14 protein-coding genes and 1 pseudogene are annotated in these 19681 nt (G+C 62.4%); 4 read left to right on the forward strand and 11 right to left on the reverse strand.

Features of this window, described 5'->3' with window-relative positions:
- Positions 1 to 803: 803 nt before the first annotated feature.
- Complete coding sequence (locus AB4Z09_RS13565; RefSeq protein WP_442239939.1) at positions 804 to 1430, forward strand: recombinase family protein; 627 nt, start codon at positions 804 to 806, stop codon at positions 1428 to 1430.
- Between the two features lie 180 nt (positions 1431 to 1610).
- On the opposite strand, the gene AB4Z09_RS13570 is transcribed toward AB4Z09_RS13565, so the two are convergent.
- Both AB4Z09_RS13570 and AB4Z09_RS13575 read right to left on the reverse strand, forming a co-directional pair.
- Positions 1611 to 3671 (reverse strand): hypothetical protein, encoded by a 2061-nt coding sequence (locus tag AB4Z09_RS13570; RefSeq protein ID WP_442239940.1) that lies wholly within the window; start codon positions 3669 to 3671, stop codon positions 1611 to 1613.
- A 231-nt stretch (positions 3672 to 3902) separates the two neighbouring features.
- A pseudogene (locus tag AB4Z09_RS13575) lies at positions 3903 to 4794 on the reverse strand (IS5 family transposase).
- A gap of 530 nt (positions 4795 to 5324) precedes the next feature.
- Between AB4Z09_RS13575 and AB4Z09_RS13580 the strand changes: the two are divergent.
- Positions 5325 to 6416: a TY-Chap domain-containing protein gene (locus tag AB4Z09_RS13580; RefSeq protein WP_442239941.1), complete on the forward strand. Its 1092-nt coding sequence runs from the start codon at positions 5325 to 5327 to the stop codon at positions 6414 to 6416.
- A 1019-nt stretch (positions 6417 to 7435) separates the two neighbouring features.
- Here the strand turns inward: AB4Z09_RS13580 and lepB are convergent.
- Both lepB and AB4Z09_RS13590 read right to left on the reverse strand, forming a co-directional pair.
- Entirely contained in the window at positions 7436 to 7780 is a 345-nt protein-coding gene (lepB, locus tag AB4Z09_RS13585; RefSeq protein ID WP_442239942.1) for a signal peptidase I, read from the reverse strand.
- 19 nt (positions 7781 to 7799) lie between these two features.
- The gene (locus AB4Z09_RS13590; protein ID WP_442239943.1) at positions 7800 to 8411 is read right to left on the reverse strand and encodes a GntR family transcriptional regulator; all 612 of its coding nucleotides are present in this window, start codon (positions 8409 to 8411) and stop codon (positions 7800 to 7802) included.
- 185 nt (positions 8412 to 8596) lie between these two features.
- Between AB4Z09_RS13590 and AB4Z09_RS13595 the strand changes: the two genes are divergently transcribed.
- Positions 8597 to 8995, forward strand: coding sequence for a hypothetical protein (locus AB4Z09_RS13595; RefSeq protein ID WP_442239944.1), 399 nt, complete (start codon positions 8597 to 8599; stop codon positions 8993 to 8995).
- Between the two features lie 277 nt (positions 8996 to 9272).
- Here AB4Z09_RS13595 and AB4Z09_RS13600 read toward each other — a convergent pair whose 3' ends face one another.
- From AB4Z09_RS13600 to AB4Z09_RS13610, 3 genes are all read right to left on the reverse strand, one after another.
- Entirely contained in the window at positions 9273 to 9422 is a 150-nt protein-coding gene (locus AB4Z09_RS13600; RefSeq protein WP_442239945.1) for a hypothetical protein, read from the reverse strand.
- 1093 nt (positions 9423 to 10515) lie between these two features.
- Entirely contained in the window at positions 10516 to 10941 is a 426-nt protein-coding gene (locus AB4Z09_RS13605; RefSeq protein WP_442239946.1) for a hypothetical protein, read from the reverse strand.
- A 79-nt stretch (positions 10942 to 11020) separates the two neighbouring features.
- A complete protein-coding gene (locus AB4Z09_RS13610) occupies positions 11021 to 13603 on the reverse strand; it encodes a hypothetical protein (protein ID WP_442239947.1) in 2583 nt (860 codons plus the stop codon).
- Between the two features lie 608 nt (positions 13604 to 14211).
- Here AB4Z09_RS13610 and AB4Z09_RS13615 point away from each other — a divergent pair.
- Positions 14212 to 15237: a hypothetical protein gene (locus tag AB4Z09_RS13615; protein WP_442239948.1), complete on the forward strand. Its 1026-nt coding sequence runs from the start codon at positions 14212 to 14214 to the stop codon at positions 15235 to 15237.
- Between the two features lie 540 nt (positions 15238 to 15777).
- On the opposite strand, the gene AB4Z09_RS13620 is transcribed toward AB4Z09_RS13615, so the two are convergent.
- The 4 genes from AB4Z09_RS13620 to AB4Z09_RS13635 form a co-directional block, all read right to left on the reverse strand.
- Positions 15778 to 15918 (reverse strand): hypothetical protein, encoded by a 141-nt coding sequence (locus tag AB4Z09_RS13620; protein WP_442239949.1) that lies wholly within the window; start codon positions 15916 to 15918, stop codon positions 15778 to 15780.
- Between the two features lie 353 nt (positions 15919 to 16271).
- Positions 16272 to 17348, reverse strand: a complete 1077-nt coding sequence (locus AB4Z09_RS13625; RefSeq protein ID WP_442239950.1) for a hypothetical protein — start codon at positions 17346 to 17348, stop codon at positions 16272 to 16274.
- Between the two features lie 347 nt (positions 17349 to 17695).
- Positions 17696 to 18040, reverse strand: a complete 345-nt coding sequence (locus AB4Z09_RS13630; protein ID WP_442239975.1) for a carboxymuconolactone decarboxylase family protein — start codon at positions 18038 to 18040, stop codon at positions 17696 to 17698.
- Positions 18041 to 18081: 41 nt separating this feature from the next.
- A complete protein-coding gene (locus AB4Z09_RS13635; protein WP_442239951.1) occupies positions 18082 to 19665 on the reverse strand; it encodes a long-chain-fatty-acid--CoA ligase in 1584 nt (527 codons plus the stop codon).
- Positions 19666 to 19681: the final 16 nt, after the last annotated feature.

Below are 19681 nucleotides of genomic sequence, written 5' to 3' on the forward strand. Positions count from 1 at the left end.
TACGGGGACGTAGACTTGGCCACCTGAAAGGTGCTCCTTGATCACGCGATTGTTCAACCTTAGACAAGTCGAATTATCGCAGGTCGGAGCACCTTTCTTCGTCAGTGACACAGGTGTTCAGCCGAATTACCGTGAAAGCGGCAGGCTAGCTTCTCGGGTTCCCGCACGGGGCGGTTCTCGACCTTCTCAAACGCCGATGGAGGTGCTGTAGTCGCACCGCCGGAAGTCGAAGGCGATACGTCGTCTGGTGCGGCACTGACCAGGGATCCGCCGGTCACGGCCAGGGCTCCAGCAATGGCAATGGCACCGAATGCACGGACTGCGCCGCGGCATCTGCCGACTGCCCTCCGGCTTCGTGGTTCAGATCGGTTCAACTTTCCCCTCCGACTTTCCGTGAGTCCCTCGGCACCCCATTGGCGCCGGTTCACAGCATCGCCCCGAACTCGGGCAAAACGCCGTAACCACGCAAATTTCAGAAGCATCGTTTCGGTAACGAAGGTATTGCGAATTGGCGTGATCGATCCTGGTCGCGATGTCGGGCCCCGCCGAGTCTGCACTTCCGGACCGGTGTAGATCCGGCAGCAATCCAGACGCAGAATCGACCGATTCTGCGACACGGTCTCGTGAGACACCCGCCTCTCGGGCGCCGGCGGCCCCGTCCGGCGGCCGCGAGGGCGTCGACCAGTTCGACTCACCCGAATCGACCGACTGTGTTACCAATTCGTGATGTGTCTCAGAAACGTGTTTCACGCTCTGTGGCGCCCGCTGGCGGGTGTCGGACGTTTCTGAGACGGTCTTGCCCTGTGAACGCGATTCTGGGGTACGTGAGGGTGTCGACCACCGATCAGTCCGTCGATCTGCAGACGGACGCGCTACGGGCGATCGGTTGTTTTCGGATCTGGGAGGAGACGGCCTCCGGTGCCCGCCGGGACCGACCCGAGCTCGAGAAGGTGCTCGACGCACTGAGGCCGGGTGACCAGATCGCGGTGTGGAAGCTCGATCGGCTCGGCCGGTCACTGAGCCACCTGATCGAGACCGTCCGCCGGATCGAGGATGCCGGCGCTTCTCTCCGCAGCATCTCCGACGGCATCGACACCTCCACCCCGAACGGACGCTTCACCTTCCACGTGTTCGGGGCGCTCGCGGAGTTCGAACGCGAGCTGGTCAGGGAACGCACACTCGCCGGGCTGGTGGCTGCCCGCGCCCGCGGGAGGATCGGCGGTCAACCCCCGAAGGTCACGCCCGAGAAGGCCCGCCAGGTCAAACGGATGCTCGACGACGGCACCCCCAAGGCCGAGATTGCCAAAGTCCTCGGCTTCAGTCGTGCCACTCTCTACCGCTACATCAACACGCACATGGCAGACCAGCGTCGAACAGTGCACAACACTTCTGACACCCAAATGTCGGAAGTCGACAGCACACGACCCTAAAACGCCAGGTGACAGTGCAGTCGAGTTCTGAAACTGACAGTCGTCCCGACGCTGTGCCGCGTGGAGGGCGGCGAGGTACGCAGCGGACCTGCCAGCACAGATCACCGCCTGCGCCCAGGGAACCGAGGCACCGCGGGGTGTCGACATGGGGATCGGACAGATGATGGACCTGCGCTCGGTTCATCCTGTAAATCCCAGCCGGATCGTGTCCAGCTTCTGGGTACCGCTTGGGGCCAGCGCCACCATTTCCAGGTCGGTGGGGGACTCTACGCCGAACTTCCGCAATGCCGCTGTGGTCTCCGCGGCAATCCGGCGGCCCGATTCGAATGCGGGTGGGTACGCCCGCACGAACGGCTCGGCTCCCGGAAGATGAATGTCCAGACCCGCACTTTCGTCGGAGAACCAACCTCGAATGAAGGTTCCGGGGTCCTCGGCCACCCGAAATCCCCACACAACCCGGGTCGCATACGGAGCGAGCAGCGCCAGGTCACCCGCGAGCGACGGGAACAATGCAGTGATGTAGTCGTCGAGCATCGACCACGTCTCCGCGCGTCGTTCCGGGACCCACCAATCCTGGGTCCCGAAGCGAACTCCTTCGGCACCAGTGGTCACCCGCCAACTCTCCGGCGGGTTCCAGTCGTCACCCCACTTCCACTCCCAGTACTCCAACCCCTCGACGGCTTCGGTCGGCGTTGCGGAGAAGTTCAGCCCACCACCGCGGGTCGATAGCGTGTAGGTGACGTTCGCTCCGCGCCAGATCGCCTGCGCGTGCGGGCCTCCGACGACAGGCGGTGGACCGAGCAACTCGACGCACGACCGGAGTGCGGCAGCGTAGGCCTCCGGCATGACTCGCCACGACAGCGACTGGCGCAGAGTCAGTCGCCAGTACTTTCCGAAACCCCACCGGTCGGCATCCATGTAGTCCTCAGTTCTACTGGCATGCAACGAGGCCCGCACCGCGTACCCGTTCAGTCTGGCTACCAGATCCTCTCGGAATAGGCGTCCTTCACTGATGGCGATCGGCCACCCGACCGCCTCGAACAACGGATCCAGATCGGAGCGGGACCACGACCCCAAGTGCGCGTTCGCGATTCGCGGTAGCACGGCGAGGAACGGCGCAAAATCAGTGCGCTGCTCTGCTCGCGCAGCGTCGTAGCTGGGAAATCGATCGCGCAGAGCCCGGTCGAATTCTTCTGCCCGGTCACGATCTTGGTCGTTGCGGAACTCGTAGTCCGCGAGGAACCACGCCATCAGATCGGAGGCCAGCTCATCGCAGTATTCCAGCACACACAACGCTGCGGCTGATTGCAGGAGCCGGGGGCTGATGTGCATCCCGTATGACCGCCGTTGTGGCTGCCTCGCTGCGGCAACGAGTTCTGTGAGGGTGGTCCGTTCGGCCAGCCAATCGGCCACAGGCCCGTCGACGAACTCGACGAACTGGCCGACACCCTCGGCGATTCGGTCCGGATCGTCGATGACGATCGACCGTGGCAATCCGGTGAACAACTCGTCAATCGGCATCACGAGCGAAGACCAATCGAGAGGCGCGGCTGTCCTCGGCAGAGTGCGGAACAACTCCGTGACCGGCTGCGACAACAGCTGCGCCGCCCAACCGAACCGAACACCGGCCGGCAGATTGAAGTCCATGGTGAGCTCGAGCGCGACTTGTACGCCTGTGAGGCCCGTCGCGGCCGCAAACCACAGCGAGGCGCGGCTGTTGTTGGGTTCCATCGGGGCGAACCCGCGCACGCTCAGTGCCTCTGTGACCGCGAGGCGGAATTGCTGGAGGGCGGCGGCCTGCGCTACCGGCGCCAAGAGCTCGTAGTGCCGTTCGTCCAGCACGTCGCCACACACGTAGTCGGTCAGCTCTTTGGCGATCGAGAGAATCAGGTCCGCCGCATGGACATCTTCGCCGTCGTCCTCCTCGTCCCGCAGCTGCTGGACTTCGGGATCGAATTCCGCGGGCAGTGCCCCTTGTTGTACCCATTCGCCACCGTCGCTGAGTACCTCGCACTGCTGCTCGCCATCGTGCCACCTCGACAGATAGGCGTAGCCGGGGCCGTCGATTTCCGACACTGCCCACAGTCCACCGCCACGCGACAGCGCTGCCAAGTCCCAGGTGTCGGCCACCTCCTCCGTGGCGCGGTCCTCGACGATCAGGTATCGCCCGTCCGGCAGCTGCCGACCCACGAACGGCTCGGCGGGAGAGTCCGCCCAGATACCGGTCGGCGCCAGCCCCAAACGGCGGTGTACCTCCTCGTGTGTGAGGTCTTGAAACGCAATCCAATTCGATGAGAAACCCATTGTCGGTGTTCAGTCCTTTCGTGAGGTGACGAACCCTAACCGGGCGTGCCGACATCGATGTCATGCGGGACCGGCCAGGCGCAAGTGCGTTGATTCATGCCGGGTCGGCTGATGGAGTCGCCTGCGCGGTGCGCATGATGTCGATGCTGTCCAACTAGGGCATGTCTCCTATTTGGTGAGAGACCTCAGCCAGATGCAGACCGCTGAGAGGATCACGCCCGCGCGGTAGGTGAGTGCGAGTTTGTCGTAGCGAGTAGCCAGCCCGCGCCACTGCTTGAGGGCCGCGAAGGATCGCTCGACAACATTGCGGCCCTTGTACTTATCGGCGTCGAACCCGACGGGGCGGCCACCGCGGCTGCCCCGTCGGAGTCGGTGTCGTTTCTGGTCATCCGGTTCGGCGATCACCACTTCGATGCCCCGAGATCGGAGGTGGGCGCGGTTCGCTTTCGAGGAGTAGGCCTAGTCGCCGAGAACGGCGTCCGGGCGGGTTCGAGGCCGTCCAGGGCCGATCCTCGGTATCGACAGTGCTTGCATCAGGATCGGGAACATCGGCGAGTCACCGGCCTGACCTGGCCCGACCAGCAGGACCAGAGGTCGGCCGTGCCCGTCGGCGAGCTGGTGGATCTTCGTGCCGAGCCCGCCCCGCGACCGCCCGAGCCCGTGGTCAGCCGGCTCGAGGAGAAGGTTCGTATAATTCGACAGATCCCCCTGTGTCACGCGCGAGGTTGGTGCCGTGCTGGTGGGCCCGACAGATCGTCGAGTCCACCGACACGGTCCAGTCGACCAACCCGTTCGCGTCGGCGTGTATCAGCAGGGCCTCGTGGATCTTGTCCCAGGTCCCGTCGCCGGCTTAACGGCGGTGCCGTTTCCAGATCGTCTGCCACGGAACGAAATCCGCGGGAACGTCCCGCCACGCAATCCCGGTCCGGTAGCGGTAGACGATGCCCTCCACGACCCGCCGATGATCCCGGAACGGGCGCCCCCGACATCCGTCGGAGGAAGGAAGCAACGGCTCGATCAACGACCACTGCTCATCGGTCAGGTATTCAGTGCGCGACACGATGAACAGTGTCGCCGATCAAATCGCCCACATTTAGGAGACACACCCTAGTCGCCGGTAGACGACCCATCTGGGGCATCTACCAGGCCAAACGTACCACGACGCTATACAGCGGTTTACAGCCCTTTGCATGGTCCGCGTGGGCACGCGCTGGGCATGGAATCCGCATTCGACGGCGTGCGGCCGCTAGTGTCCGGGATAGGGGGTCGGACCACGCATAGCCGCGCTCCGGCGGCGATCCGCGCTGCCAGATCCGTAACCACGCGCTCGATGCCAACCCAGCGGCAGTAGGACGGTTCCTGGACGAGGGTGTCGTGTTGGTATGGCCGCCGGATGTGAGGGGGTAGTCGGCATCGGCAAGGGTGATCGCGCGGCCGCACGCTCATGACATGACCGGGGTGCCAGAGGTCGTCGGCACATTGTCCCGTGCCAGTGAAGATGAGCCACCCTGGCCTCGCTGACCTGCAGCATCAAGGTCGTCGGTAAGGGCCGGTATGGTTCGCGTCGACAACGGGATAGGGGAAGCAGCGATGACTGAATACAGCTGGGCGCGGGTGCTCGAGGAGATGCCGGATTACCTGTTCAACTTCAGCGAGGAGGACGAACCGCGCGGCAACGGGGACGGTATTCGGCTGCACGACGCCGCGACCGGTTACGAGGTCTTGTTCTACATCGACGGCGACGAGCCGCAGATCAAGGTTCCCGTCCCTGCCGACCCCGACGTCCGGGACCAGTTGGTATCGGTGCTTCGATCGCATCGAAGGTCATCGGTGAGGACCAACCCCGACGCCCCGAGCACCCGAATCGTATCCGAAGTTGCCCTTTGGCACCCTGAGCCGTTGTGGGTCACCCAGGCTGAGGAAGCCACCGAAGAATGGTCAGCCGAAGATCTGGCACGGCCTGCCGACCACCGAGCATACGAACGAGTCGCCCGGCGACCGGAAACAGCGCTGCAATGGGAGACCTATTGGCCGGACGACCACGCCGAACGCTTGAAGATCGCTGCTGCGGTGATCGAGGTTCTGCGTGATGGGCTGGGCGCGACACCGGCGCGGTTGCGCTACAGCACGTTCGACGATGCAGGACCCGTGAAAGCTCTCTATGGAATAACGCGCCGACTGACCTCGATTGCCCCGGATCGTCCGAGTGACCGGGGTGCCGTCGACAGATGTGTCGATTGGCTCGATTTCGTCGAACGTTTCGAATGGGTTCTCACGACCCTGCCCCGGGGTGAGCCCCTGGCGCTCTCAGCGCCAGGTGCCGATCGCGGCGAATGCTTCGTCCGGTTCATAAACCACAACTTCGCCATCGAAAATGGATGGGTCATGTGGGAGTCGGCAGGGCTGACACGGGACGAGTTCCATCAGAGGATGACACGGCTGGGCTGGAAGTGGGCACCTCAGCAGGCCAACGGCTTTGAGGTCCCAGAATGGATCGGACCGCGGGTGCGTCATCGGCAGCATGTCTCGTTGGGCGATGTGGCACAGCGGACGGCCGCCACGTTCCGGGATGTTCTCGGTGTCGCCAGTCCGAGCGAAATCACCTTTTCCTCCTGGGGAGCCGCGATGTCCTATCTCGAGGTCGAGTTGGGGCTTGCCCGCAACGATTCAATGAGGGACTGATCTCGAACCGCATCCAACCCTCACAAGTGCCCACGCTCGGCATGAGCGTGTGTCTGACGACGCACGCTCATGCCGAGCGTGGGCACCCGTACGGGCACTGACTGGGGTCTGGGTCAGTCAAGTCTGGTCAGTTGCGGGATGTCATCAGCGTCTCGACGGAATCCGGTCAGCGCTCGCGCTACCTCAAGAGGCACATCGAAGATGGTGATTCCTTCACCGACATCCTCGGACCCGATTGCACCTGCACGAATGTCGCTGAAGCTAGGGGCAGTTCGCCTCGGATGTCAAGATTGTCGACGTCGTCGGAGTCATCGCCCACGTGATGCAGGGCATCCGGCGTCGAGTAGCGCGCTCGCCACTTGCCGGACGGCAGGCGGCGAAGGGAACCGAACGAACGGGAGCGTCGCGTGGGCATGGCATCAGGGTCTTTCCGGTCGGCGTGGCACATAGTGGGCACGGCGACGTGTTCGCGTCGTGCCTTGTTCCCGCTGCCGTAACGTCGACCCCGCATGAAATGCGGTGTGACCAGCGGTGTTCCGTGAGAGTTTTCTGTTCTCTCAGGGTGTTCACCCATGGCGGGTGGTACGGCACTCCACGCGGAGTCGTTGACCTGACCCGTCGGTAGTCACACTGAGTGAGGGCTGTTGATCACACCTAATCTGGAGTGATTCCACGTCTTGGTGGCAGTTCGCTCGTAGGCCCGCGCGCCTCGGTTGCCAGGCCCGTCACGCCCGCGGTTCGGGCCGAGCCGTGCTGATGCCGACCGTGGTAAGGGCGTCGACCTGTGGCTCGAGGTCTGCTTCGTCGACGCTCGAGAGATCCCAATCCCCGCCGGGAGGGGTATCGAAAGTTGTCCCAGTGACAAGGTTTCGGGACCAAGTTTCGGGATCAACTTATGAGACGCTGTGACCTGGGGTTTTCCAACGTCTCTTTGCGGTTTCCGACCGTCTCGGTTGGAAGGAAATTAGACGGATTGCCGGGCATACAGATCGGGTGTCGGATGACTCCTATTGTGATCTTCAGCTGTAAGTGGCGTGGTTCTGACAGCTGTAAGTGGCAGGTATCCGCCGTCTTCGACCTACCTCCGTCTCGTCGAGGAGCGGCGAGGATTGTGAGTCACCCGCGGCTGCTACTGCTGCGGATCGACGGCGTGGACGGCGTCCCATCGAGACGGGGGGCAGAACGATGAAGCGGACCTTGCCGATGATGTTCGAGACCGGGATGGTTCCTTGCAGTTCGTCGTCCAAATGAAACCGCGAGTCCTTGGAGTTCGCGCGGTTGTCACCCATCACCCACACGTTGCCCTCCGGAACGGTGACGGGGCCGAAGAACCTGCCCTGGCGCGCGCTGTCGTTCTCGGACATCGCGAGACCTGCTCGCGTTCTAGTCGTTGCTGCGGTCTTCGCGGTGCCCGTGGCGGATGTCGATGTTCGCCCCGGTGGGCGTCCGGCCGGAGATCTGCACTCCGTACAGGTCGCCGTCGCAGATGGTCGACCCGGCCGCACTCGCCAGACCTGTAGCCGCAGAGGCGTCTTCGCCCAGTCGGGTGAGGATCTCGACGGCGAACCGCTCCGCTGCGACACGCGAGGGGTGCAAGCTCTCACCGAACCGTTCGCCGGTCCGCTTGTCCTGGAACTCCACTACATACGTCGCTGGCCGGGTGTCTTCCCGGAGGCTCTGCGTTTCAGTAAAAGCCGATCTGAGTGCGGCTTCGATCGAATCGAGGCGCACCAGGGCCGGGATTCGGTGACGTTCCAGTTCGATCTCGAGTGGCTTGGCGGAGAGGAAGAAGTGCCCAACGCCGTAGCGGTGCTCCACCATCCCGAGCTTGACGAGCTCTGAGTAGGCCCTGGCACCCGTCGCGGGTCCAACTGCGTCGAACTTGATGTTGAGGGCATCGAGGGTCGGGAGTTGATCTCCGATTCGATACCGGCCTGAGCGGATCTCGTCGAGTAGGTACTCACGCATCTCGGCGTACTTCGGCAACATCGACATCTCCGCACCGTACTCAGTCCAGGCTTGTCGCCGGCTACCCCGGGCCAGCCCTTGTTCTTCGACTCCGTTCGTGAGGAGTAGATCTGCCGGATTAGATGAGCCGTCTATCGTGACCTCGTATGAGTGCACGACAGTGGCGGAGCGCGGCAGGAGCGGTTGCGGGAGCGCTGACGTTGACGAGTTGCGTGACCAATTCCGATGTGCCGGCGACCTTCGCCGCCACGGTGACCGTCGTCGGCGAGGCCGACCGCATATCGACGGATACCGGTGGGTGCGGTGTCGGAACAGCGTCGGTTGCCCCTGGCGACCGGGTGGTCATCCTCGGCGACAGCGGATCCGCCTACGCCGCTTCGGCGCTGGCGGTCGAGTCCATCGATCAACGGCCCGACGGCACGCGCTCATGCACCTACACCGCGCACTTTGACGCCGTCCCCGCCAACCAGAGGAACTACGTGCTCTGGATGAACAACTTCACGGAGCAGTCCGTCACGTCCGACGAACTCGACAACGGTGCCACCTACCGCCTCCACACCTCCGCCTCCGGTACCGGTACAAACCCGCAGGACGAGGACGGCACCCGCTGAGAGCAGCGATCACCGATCTCCCTGACTGACCTGCTGTCGCGAGCTCACACACATCGCATCCCCGGGCGCCACTGCTGGATCAGCCCGTTTCTCGGATGTCGCACCGGTTCACTCATGGTTTGCATGGGGTGACCGTTGAATACTCCCCGTCCGACAGTTCGCAGCCGCTGGCCCTAGGCTCCGGCTCATGAGCAGGTCTGTAGGAAGTCGGTAGCGCCCGGCCGCAGCTGGAAGTATTTCTGCCGCCCCTTCGCCTCGAACACTGCAGATGTCTCCGTTACCCGGTCATGGTCCCCGCCTGGTACGGGTCGTCCCACCCGGCCGGCGAGTTTGCCGGTTCGGACGCAGCGGCGGGAGCTCGCAGGGTCTTGACGGCGGATGCTTTCCTGGCGGCGGCACTGCTCACGCCGATGCTGGGCTTGGACATGCATCTGACGATGCTCACCGCCACCATCCGCGGCTGGAGTCCCTCGCAACGCCGAGACGTCGGCCTCGACCCGGGCACGGAGGTCACCTACAAGATGGTGTGTGATGCTTTCCACCGGCTCTGCCGGGCATGCGACGACGCGCGCGGCCCGCTCTGGGACTCGGGAACGGTGGCGCAGGCGCTGCTGACCGCCTCCCTGCAGGGTCAGCCACTCAGCGGCTCCGTCGCCGTCGACGGAACCGATGTCACCACCTGGGCCAAGTTCTTGTACTCGAACCCGGTCGTCGACGCGGACCCGGACGCGCCACCTCCACCGGACAGTCCGGCGGCACCGCAGGATCCAGCCCGCCCTCATACCTCGGACGGCCGTCGGGCCGATACACCACTCGGTCCCGACGACAGGTGCATCTACAGCCTGGACGTCGATGCCCGAATAGATTGGCGGAGTCCGAAGTTCGGGGAGTCGGAGTACTACCTCGGTTTCGAGGCGCACGTGGTCACTGACGTCCCCGGAACCAACGGTGATCAGGTGCCGCATGTCGCCCGAGCACCTCATCTCGTTCCCGCCGGATCCCACAGGGGCGCTGCCGGACTCGTCGCGGTCGAGCGGGCCGGCGACCTGCCCGCACCCCGCGAGGTCCTGTGTGACCGCGCCTACAACTACACCCGTCCGGCCACCTTCTCACGTCCGTTGCTCGGGCAGGGGTGCACCCTGATCGTCGACCTCCATCCCAACCAGCGAGGAGTTCATCCAGGACAAGTCCCTGGAACGATGTGGATCGACGGCACGCTCTACACCACGTGTATTCCTCCCGGCCTGGTCGAGATCACCCCGATCACCCGGGACATGACCTGCGAAGAACGCGAGCACGCGCAGCAGCAGCGACGCCAACGGCAGCCGTACGCCCCGCGTATTCAGCTTGGGAAGCTGTTTGATCTGCGTTGCCCCAGGTCGGTGTGGGGCGAGTGTGTTGCAGATCGTTGGACAGCGGTGGCCTCGTTGCGGCTAGTCGTATCTCAACTCGTACCTCCTGGTCGCGCTCCATACGCTGATAGCCCGGGCTCGACGATGCTGCGGGCATGGCTCCAGCCTTTAGGTACCCACCTCCTGCACGAGCTGCCTCACCGACCAACGAGAATCCCCTCTTAGCACAGCGAGGACGGCGCGGTTCTGCTCTCGGCCGCGCATCTCTCTGGCGAGTGTTTTTCGGACGACCGGCTCCTTGTCAACGGCAAGTCGCTCGGCAACGGCGTCGTCCGAGGTGCGCGAGCACATGATCGCGGCCGCGCACCGCAGTTCCTTTTGCTCTGCCGCGGCAAGCACTCCTAGCAGGGATTCCACGATGTGCTCGTCGAGGAGGATCAACGCTTGCGCGAGGTCCCGGTGGCCTGCAGCAACGGTCGTTACCAGTCGGATAGCTAGGTCACGTACCGCTTCCTGCTCGGCGTCCGTTTTGGCCAGCCGGGCAGCGAGGAGAAGGGCAGAGGGCCGGCTGTCGGAGGCGCCGTTCCATCGCATGAAGCCGAGAGGATCGCCGAGTGATCTATGTAGGACGTCAGGCTCCGAGAACGGCACTGTCCGAGCGAGATCGATTGCCTTATTGAAGAACGAGGTTCGTTGTTCCCCCCGGCAAGTCGTCGGCCAGGTTCGATGCCGCATGGTGGTAATCGCAACGATTCTCTGCCCCTTCATAGGGTGACTGGGCGTTCGTGAGTAGTACTTCGATGCAGCGAATGCGATCCTCAACCGGCAGACGGAGCGCCACGAGGGACTGCTCGACCGCTCGAGTGCCGACTCCGTACCGACCCGGGCCYTGATTGGTGCTCGCTTGTAGATACTCCGCGGCTGCAACTAGCCGAGGTTCTGACGGTTCCTGGTCATCGTGTAGTGCTAGCAGCGCTGCCGCATCATGGTGCTTCGCGTGATCCGCGAGTTCGCGGAGCTTTGGGCCGGTGGTGTCCAAGTTGTCCGTCAACACTTGAGACTCCGCAGTTCCGAACCAGTGCGATTCCCGCTCGAACAGACCGAGCAGCTGTTCTATCGCGGTCTCGCGCAGTGAGTCGTGGCTTCGCACGACGCCGGACATGATCTGAACGTGTTGCTTGTCGGTGTGCCAACCTGCGTTGGGTGGTGCGGTCACTCGACCAGCAAGTAGGTCAATCGCTCTCTGCGCCTGAGGATCCGTCAGACGATCAGCGACCGATGCGATGAGTGTGTAGGCGGCGAGCGTAAGCACCGGATCAAAGATCGAGTCAGCCCGAGTTTCTGCCAAGACTGCATCGATGGCACGCAAGGCGCCGTCGACGATCGTTGGTACTTGACTGTCGGGAATCAAGTCGGCCTGCGCCGCGGCGAAGCGCAAGGCAGTCGCGGCGATCCATTGATGCGGGCTCTCGACGAGTTCGCCGACGTCGTAGTAGGTATCGCCGAGGGTGCGCGCTGCGCGCTCCGAGTCCTTGGGCTGGCCGGCACAAACGTACTGCTGGGCAGCGAGTTCGGGGTGTCCTGACTTCATGAAGACGCTGCCCAGCAGGCTTCGTGCGTCTCGTTCGTCAGCGACGGCACCGCTGACTATCGAGTCACGGAGGTATCGCCTGATGGAGATCGCCGCTACTCGTTCGTGTCCAGCGTTCAGCGCCGCCAAGCCATTCTCTCGACTTCGTCGAGCAGGTGTTGCTAGTCGCGGCTCGCCTGGTAGGTCCGCTATCTCGCGAGCAAGTGGATGCCACCTATCGGTAAGGATTCCCGAGTATCTGATCGCGATCGCGCGCTGGCTGTATAGCCATTTGACCGCATCTTCGTGGCGGCGCGTCAGGCAGGCGTAGTCGATTGCTTCACTCAATTCGTCCTGTGCAGTCTGGTAGTCACCCCTACTGACGAGGTGGCGCGCGTAGCGGGCGTGAACCAACGCTGCAGCCTCCTTCGGCAGGGAGATCCTGGCGGCGCGCACAAGCTGATTCCAATCGCCTTCCGCGTCGGCAACGGCAATCAGGATGCGCGTCTGGAGGATTGCGTCGTCGGATACCTCGGCAGCGGACGACCGCAGATCATCAGCGAGCTCGGTGATTCTTTCGGTGCGGTCGTCGCCGAGGTCTGATTCAACAATCAGCAAAAGCAGCCGTGCTCGATCAGACGAGTGGAGATTTGCTAGTGCGTTGAGATCGGCACCTACCCGGTAAGGCACAGGCGAAGCCAAAGACTCCACAACGAGACTGACAGCCCACTCGACTGCCTGCCATGCTGAATCGTCAGTCAGGCCGCTGTGATCCTTGAGCAGGGTCTGGAGGTCTTGTTGACAACGTCCCGCAGCATTACTATCTCCAGCTCGTTCTGCTTGCCAGAGCATGCGCATTATCAGTTTGAGAGCATCGCCGGCTCGGTCAACCCGCACGAGCAACGGGACAATGTCCGTATCCAACTCTGCAGCATGACCGGGAAATCCATGCTGCCGCAGCTTCTCCTGGACCTCACCGTACAGCCGTAGAGCTTCGTCGGGATCAGCCTCAGACTTCGTTCGTGCTTGTGCGAGCTGTTGCTCGGCTTTCGCTGATCGGAGGGGGCCACGCATCATTGCGTCGGCTGTGACAACCGCATCGTTCGAAGGCACCATGATCGGGGTGATGACGTGAGGAAGGCAGAACTTCTCTGCCGTTGCCGGACCAAAGAACTCGATCACGATCCGAGGCTGGTCACGCAGCAGTTCGCTTATCCGCTCCTGGTCCCAGATCTCGATGTGCAACGGATGATGCGTTGTGTTCAGCTCGGTGAGTCGCTCAATTATTGACCTTTCGGTGACCGTGCAGGCAACGCCAATAATCAAGCGGTTCACAGTAAATGAGAAGCTTGAGTTGAGGAACTTGTCGACTGCCTTCTCGAGGTCTGCCTTGGTGAAGTTCTGGTATCGCTTCGACTGGATGGCGACAGCGTTCACGTCAGCGTCGAGACCAACGATATCGATACCTTTCTGGGCCTGTCCTGCGCTGCCAAACCGCTTGACGTCGCGCAACCCGAGTACGTCATGTCCCATCCGAAGGAGTAGTCGTTCGAAGTTCTCCCATTTCACGGACGTGGTCGGAAGCGTCTCTGTCAGCGGATCGACCCCCTGCGGAGCAACTTCCGATGCGGAGGCGAGTACCGAGTCCAGCGGATCGATTGCTGTCAGTTCAAGCTTTTCAGTCAACGGTCTACACCTCTCTAGTGCAGGGTCTTTCGATGCAAGTTGCCGAGCTTCTGCTACACGGACGATGACGATATGTGGCGCGGATCTGGGATACAAACGAGCACAAGTCAACCTGTCAGGCGATTACAACGGACTGCCGTTGCGTTGCGGATCAGCTTCCGCAACATTGCGCTAGATCCGTCGACGTCCTGATGCGGCTCTTCGGATCAATGGGTGAGCTTGATTGAGCCTTCGTGGAGCTCTGAGGGAGCCGTGAGTGGAGCGGCGGTAGTCGAAGAGGCGACCAATGCTGATGATGTCGATGACGTTGGGGTGGTGTCGGCCGAGATGCCCTGTGAGTAAACAACTGTGGCGATCCCTGCAAAGCCGAGCACGAGGACCAACTGTTTTATCGAGTTCTTGTCGCAGAACACTTTTGTAGCAGAACATTCCGGCGAGCCGACGTAACGATCCGTAAAGCCCGGGCTGGCGGGCACCCTCACGGTCCACCTGTCGCTCCGGCGAGAGTGAACCCAGATGCAGCCTGGCTCGTTGGAGTTGCGCGCATTCTGGAAGCCTTCGACGTGTCGAACCTACGCCCGATGTACCTCCCGGTTAAGGTCCTGACCATGATGACGCGCGAGGGTATCGACGGGCTTGAGCATGATTTGATTGAGAATGGCCTGGCCTTTTTGCGGCGCTCGGTGGACGGGATGCACGGAAGTTCAGGTGACGATCATGCAGCGGCCTTTGCCGTCGTCGACCTGGCCGTCGCGGTCGAGGTCCTACTGAAGGCCCGACTCTCCCGCGAGCACTGGAGCCTGATCTGTTCCGAGCCAGACAAGGCGACGCCCGGAAAGCTTCTGGGGGGCAGCCTCAAGACGGTTACGCCTTCGCAAGCCGTTGATCGATTGGAGGGTATTGTTGAGCTGCCGATGAAGGCCAAGGGCCACCCCAAGCGGGTTGAGGAGATTGGCCAACTCCGAAACAGGGCAGTGCATTTCACCTTGACCTCGGGGGGTCAGCTGACCATTGCAGTTAAGGCTGAATACGGTCGTGCCCTGAACTTTGTGCTGTGGCTTCTTGATACCCAGTTCCGCGGGCAGCTGTCAGCCGATACGAACGCTCTGGTCGAGTACGCAATCGATCCGCTCACTCGGAAGGTCGGAGAGTTCGACGATCTTGTGGCTGAACGCATGCAGACCATTGCAGATGAACTTGATCAGGCGACAGCGTGCGTAGAGTGCCCTCGCTGTCACCAATCGGCATTGCAGCTCACCAAGGGCGAGACAGTGCGGTGCGCGTTTTGCCTCTGGGCTCCCCGCGGAAGTGACGCCGCGCTCGAATACATCGAAGGGTGCCTGGGGCTCTCCGAGTACAGGACCGTTGTGAAAGACGGTGGATACTGGCCGCCTATCGACTGGTGTCCTCGATGCGGGGAGCACGCGCTGGTCGAAGGTATTGCTCAGCTGCGACCGTCCCCAGCTGGGCACGACGCTGGCTCTTTGAACTGTGACGCCCCAGTCGTGGCCTACTGGGGTTGCTTCGGCTGCGGTATGACGGCGGCGTATCTCGAGTTGGATCGGTGCGGACGGTGTCCTGCCATTGTCGAACACGGCCGGGGTGTGTGCAGCGACTGCGTGAACTCACTCTGAAGATGAGTTGTCGACGACCCCAACTCTCTCACCTCTGGCCCTGTGGAGCGCATAGAGGCGCATACTAGGACGGCTCGTCATGTGTCACGCGACAACCCCTTCCAGGAGAGGTCGGCGCACAGCCCACTGACGCGGTCTCACATCGGATCTCGAAGACTTTCGGTGTCTTGCCCCTTTCGTTCCTTCCGATGAATGTCTGTCAAGAGAAGGACTTCCCGGGCTCTGAGCGCCAGTGACGATCGACGCGGTAGATCGATCGCTCGAGACGCGGAACGGGGCTCCGGGACGACGGGGCCTCGATGCCCTCGCAGTAGCGATGACGATTCTCTCGGTGAAGAACAGCTCGCGGTCTCTCTCGCCAAGGCCGGGACTTTGGATCGCTGAGCCGGTCGCGGCCACAGATCCAGATGGGCGCCGATTCGCGTTCACTCGCAAGAGAGCCGCGCAGCGGTCCTGATCGTGGCGACCGAGTACGACAGGATTGTGGAGACCCTGGACATCTTGTCGGATCCGGAGGCGCATCTCGTCTTTCGGCGGCGTCTACGTCTTCGTATTCGGCATGTGCTTGTGCGGCCCGAAGAACCAGAAGTGGACCTTCGTCGCGATGTTGTCGACGTAGAAGTAGATGCGGGGTGCAAGATTCCCGGGACTGCTGCACGATCCGGTGACAGATTCGGTCACGCAGCCTGAGCGGCTGGTGTGGGAGATACTGGCGACGTGGTCGAATGGCGCGGCTAACGACGTCATCAGCCAGTGGGTAAACCTGCTTGGTGACGATGAAGTCGTCAAACGTGCATCGATGCTTGAGCCTGCGGCCAGTGACCCCGAGACGTTGATGGATGCGGTTAACGCTCTACTCGCAGAGGTCGACGCGTATGAAGAGCGAGGCCCATAGGACACCGTTGGAAAGGTTGCGGGGTGTTCGGATCGAGCCAGTTGCGCAGCCCACTCGGCGAACAAACTCCGCCACAGCGCTCTGCAACGTGCTGCCGATCCGTCGTGACGGCTCCAGTTGGTCGTGAAGCGCAGTGTTGCTACCAGCGCGGAGTCGGTACGGGTGGGCTGACGTTGTAGTGGTATGTGACGCTGTCGTCGGCGCCGTTGTAGCGCTGGTATTCACTGTCGTTGCTCATATAGATGGTGACGCCGCGGCCCTCGCCGACATGGTCGGTCGTGATGGTCCAGTCGAATGTGGTCGTTGTGCCGAAAGCGGTACCGATCTCTTGGGGGTAGATGCCGCTGGAGTTGCCGACGAGCACGAAGCGCCATGAGATGCCACGGTCGTGTGGATCGGTTGCTGAGCATTCGAAGGAGACTGTCTGGCCAAGACTCAGGCGGGGAACTGTAGCCTGTTTCCTGTCGGTGCCGCCGGCCAGTTCATCTCCAAAGGAGTCCCGAACATAGTTGATGGACGCGTAGAAGGCCTCTGGGCCAGATGACGAACTCCGGTAGAGCGCAAGAAGGTTTTGGACCTGGCCTGCTATCCCTGCTAGCAGGTGCTTCTCGAATGGTGCAACGGGTCGTGCGTGAGCAATCGTGTTCCGCACGCTCAGCATCGTCTTCAAGTGGCTCTCAGTCCGCTTCTTGTCCTGAAGGATTGGCTGGACCTGCTCCCAATGTTTCGCAATTAGCGTTTCAAGGTGATATGCCTCGGTGTAGTCGAGGAGGTCTTGGCTGACAGTGACGCCGTCTCGCCGTTTGTCTTCCTCGGCGCGCTTCGCCACGAGGCCCTCGCGCTTAGCTTTGTCGAAGTCTTCGATCCACGCTGTGCCAATCGCGGTCCGGACGACTTCGCGCAGTGCAGTCTCGGCCGCTGCCAACTCGGTGTAGGCATCCACCACAGTGGCGGGCGGCTCGACATCGGGTGCTTCTGGCTTTGGAGTTGTCCCAAGGTATTGGGCGAGTTTGATGAGATTTTCGTGATTGCCGCCCATAAGCGTCCGGCCCCAGTCAGTGCCGTCGTGCTCGTCGTAGACGAGTTCGAAGCCAAACCGCCTGACCAGGAGCTCTGCGTCTGAGTAGTTTCGGTCGTCCTGCCAGAGAGCGTCTCGCGTGGAGATCACCAGGTCGTAGTGGGCACCAGGGTCAGGCAGCTCGTCATTCTCGGTCACGAGGGGCGATCCTATCGGCGCGGGCTGACGTACGTCCGCGTGCCCGCGCCTGGAAGTGCCACGGGATGTACGGCCACTGTCACTGAAACGTTTCGCGCCCATGTTCCAGTATCTTCGTGAGTTCCAATTCGGGGCTAGCGTGATCCGCGAATGTCAGTCGAAATGTAGCCCTACACGCATGTACCCACGGTCTTTCACCGGATCGTGCAGCGCGCGCCGAACAGCCCGGCGGCACCAGTAGAGGTGCACCGTCTGTTCCCGGCGTCTGGACCGATCCTGGCCCCGACGCATAGGCGTCGGGACCAGGATCCTTCATTTACGAAATCACGTAAACTGGGACAGACAGGCTACGTCGGATCGACTGAACGGGCCGCAGCGGACTCTTCCTGAAGGATGGGGAGTCCGATGTTGAACGCGTGGATCCCCACTGTGGTAGCGATTTTCAGTACCTCGAGGATCTCCTGAGTGGTGACTCCGAGTTCGAGGGCTGCGCGAACGTGCCGGCGAACGCCTGGTTCGTACAGGTGGGTGCAGGACGCGTCGATGGCGATGCACAGCATCTGGACCACTTGCGGCGAGAGGATCCCGCTTTCGTACGGCTGCATCGTCGCAGTCATGTACTGCTCGGCCCACTCAGGATCGAGTTCCTCGAGGCCATTCCACAGCGGGTTCCACGTCCCGGCGTCCTTCATGCGCGCAACAACCCCTGGCGCACCGTCTCGCTGCGCCGGATTCACTGGTGCCGCCCGGAGCCGATTGTTGCAGCGGCCGCGGAGGAGAGCTCGCGTTTGAGGAGCTTGCCCGTGGCGGTCATCGGCAGTGTACTGGCGAACTCGACGGAGCGAGGGTACTTGTAGCTGGCCATTCTTTCTTTGCACCAGTTGATCAGTTCCGGCTCGGTAATCTGCGCACCGGGTTCGGGGATGACGAACGCCTTGATCTCCTCGCCGTACTGCTCGCTGGGGACACCGACGACGGCGGCGAGGGACACTGCGGGGTGGGTGATGAGTGCTTCTTCGATCTCGCGGGGGTAGACGTTGAACCCACCTCGGACGATCATGTCCTTGGCGCGGTCGACGATGTAGTAGAAGCCGTCGGCGTCGCGGCGGGCGAGATCGCCTGTGCGGAACCACCCGTCGTGCATTGCTTCGGCGGTTGCTTCGGGGCGGCCGTAGTAGCCCTTCATGATGTTGTGGCCGCGGATCGCGATCTCACCGACCGTATCGGCGCCCTCGATGGTGTTCCAGTCGCTGTCGACCAGCCTCACCGAAACGCCCCAGATCGGGATGCCGATCGAGCCGGGGCGCGGGGCCCGTTCGGGGTCGCTGAAGAGGGCGATCGGCGACGTCTCCGACAACCCGTAGGCCTCCAGAATCTGGACGCCGAAGCGGTTTGCGAAGCGGTCGAGGATCTCCACCGGTAGGGCGGCGCCACCGGAGATGGCCTTGCGGAGGTTGTCGGCGATCCTGCTGACATCGACCGAATCGTCGACCGCTCCCAGCAGGCCCCAGTACATCGTCGGAACACCCGCGAACATCGTGATCGACTCACGTTCCATGATCTCCAGCGCCGCGCTGGCTTCGAAGCGCGGCAACAGAACCAACGTTGCACCGACCGCGAACCCGGCGTTCATGTTGGCTGTCTGCCCGAACGAATGGAACAGTGGGAGGGTCACCAGGTGGGTATCGGGCCGGCCTGAGGTGCTGTCGAACAGCCTGTTGGACGCGATGGCGTTCATCACCATGTTCGAATGGGTCAACTCGGCGCCTTTCGGCCGACCGGTTGTTCCGCTCGTGTAGAGGATGACTGCGGTGTCGGTGGCCTCACGGACCACCGACTCGAACGCCGTGGGCTGGCTGGGAAGTACTTTCGACAGAGGCGTGATCCCCTCCACGTCAGTACTGTCGTCCCCGCCGATCACGAACATCGTTCGGCACGAAGGCACCTGGTGGAAGGCCTCTCGTCCATAGGTGCCGATCGGCAGATCGGGTCCACCCTCGAAGCAAATGTAGGCGCTGGCTCCACAGTCCTGCAGGTGATAGGCGATCTCGCCGCTCTTCAACAGAATGTTCAGTGGCACGACTACTGCGCCCGCCTTGAGGATCCCGTAGTAGACGATCGGAAACCACGGCAGGTTGGGGCAGGAAAACGCGACCCGGTCGCCGGCCTCGATCCCGGACGCCACGAGGAGGTTCGCTATCTGATTCGAGAGCGTGTCGGTCTCGGCGTAGGTGAACCGATCTTCGCCCGACACCAGCGCGTCGCGGCTGGGGTACTTACGGGCGGAGTCTTCCAGGAACATAGACAGGTTGAGCATCAGTCTCTCTCAGTGC

The organism is Rhodococcus sp. TAF43 (assembly GCF_052113525.1).
Classification (GTDB): domain Bacteria; phylum Actinomycetota; class Actinomycetes; order Mycobacteriales; family Mycobacteriaceae; genus Prescottella.

What these genes read in the sequence shown, in the direction of transcription:
- AB4Z09_RS13580 (WP_442239941.1), top strand. Translation starts at nt 5,325, where the DNA reads ATGACTGAATACAGCTGGGCGCGGGTGCTCGAGGAGATGCCGGATTAC.
- AB4Z09_RS13630 (WP_442239975.1), bottom strand. Translation starts at nt 18,040, where the DNA reads ATGAAGGACGCCGGGACGTGGAACCCGCTGTGGAATGGCCTCGAGGAA.
- AB4Z09_RS13635 (WP_442239951.1), bottom strand. Translation starts at nt 19,665, where the DNA reads ATGCTCAACCTGTCTATGTTCCTGGAAGACTCCGCCCGTAAGTACCCC.
- AB4Z09_RS13605 (WP_442239946.1), bottom strand. Translation starts at nt 10,941, where the DNA reads ATGCGATGGAACGGCGCCTCCGACAGCCGGCCCTCTGCCCTTCTCCTC.
- lepB (WP_442239942.1), bottom strand. Translation starts at nt 7,780, where the DNA reads ATGTCCGAGAACGACAGCGCGCGCCAGGGCAGGTTCTTCGGCCCCGTC.
- AB4Z09_RS13615 (WP_442239948.1), top strand. Translation starts at nt 14,212, where the DNA reads ATGATGACGCGCGAGGGTATCGACGGGCTTGAGCATGATTTGATTGAG.
- AB4Z09_RS13590 (WP_442239943.1), bottom strand. Translation starts at nt 8,411, where the DNA reads ATGTCGATGTTGCCGAAGTACGCCGAGATGCGTGAGTACCTACTCGAC.
- AB4Z09_RS13600 (WP_442239945.1), bottom strand. Translation starts at nt 9,422, where the DNA reads ATGTCCAAGCCCAGCATCGGCGTGAGCAGTGCCGCCGCCAGGAAAGCA.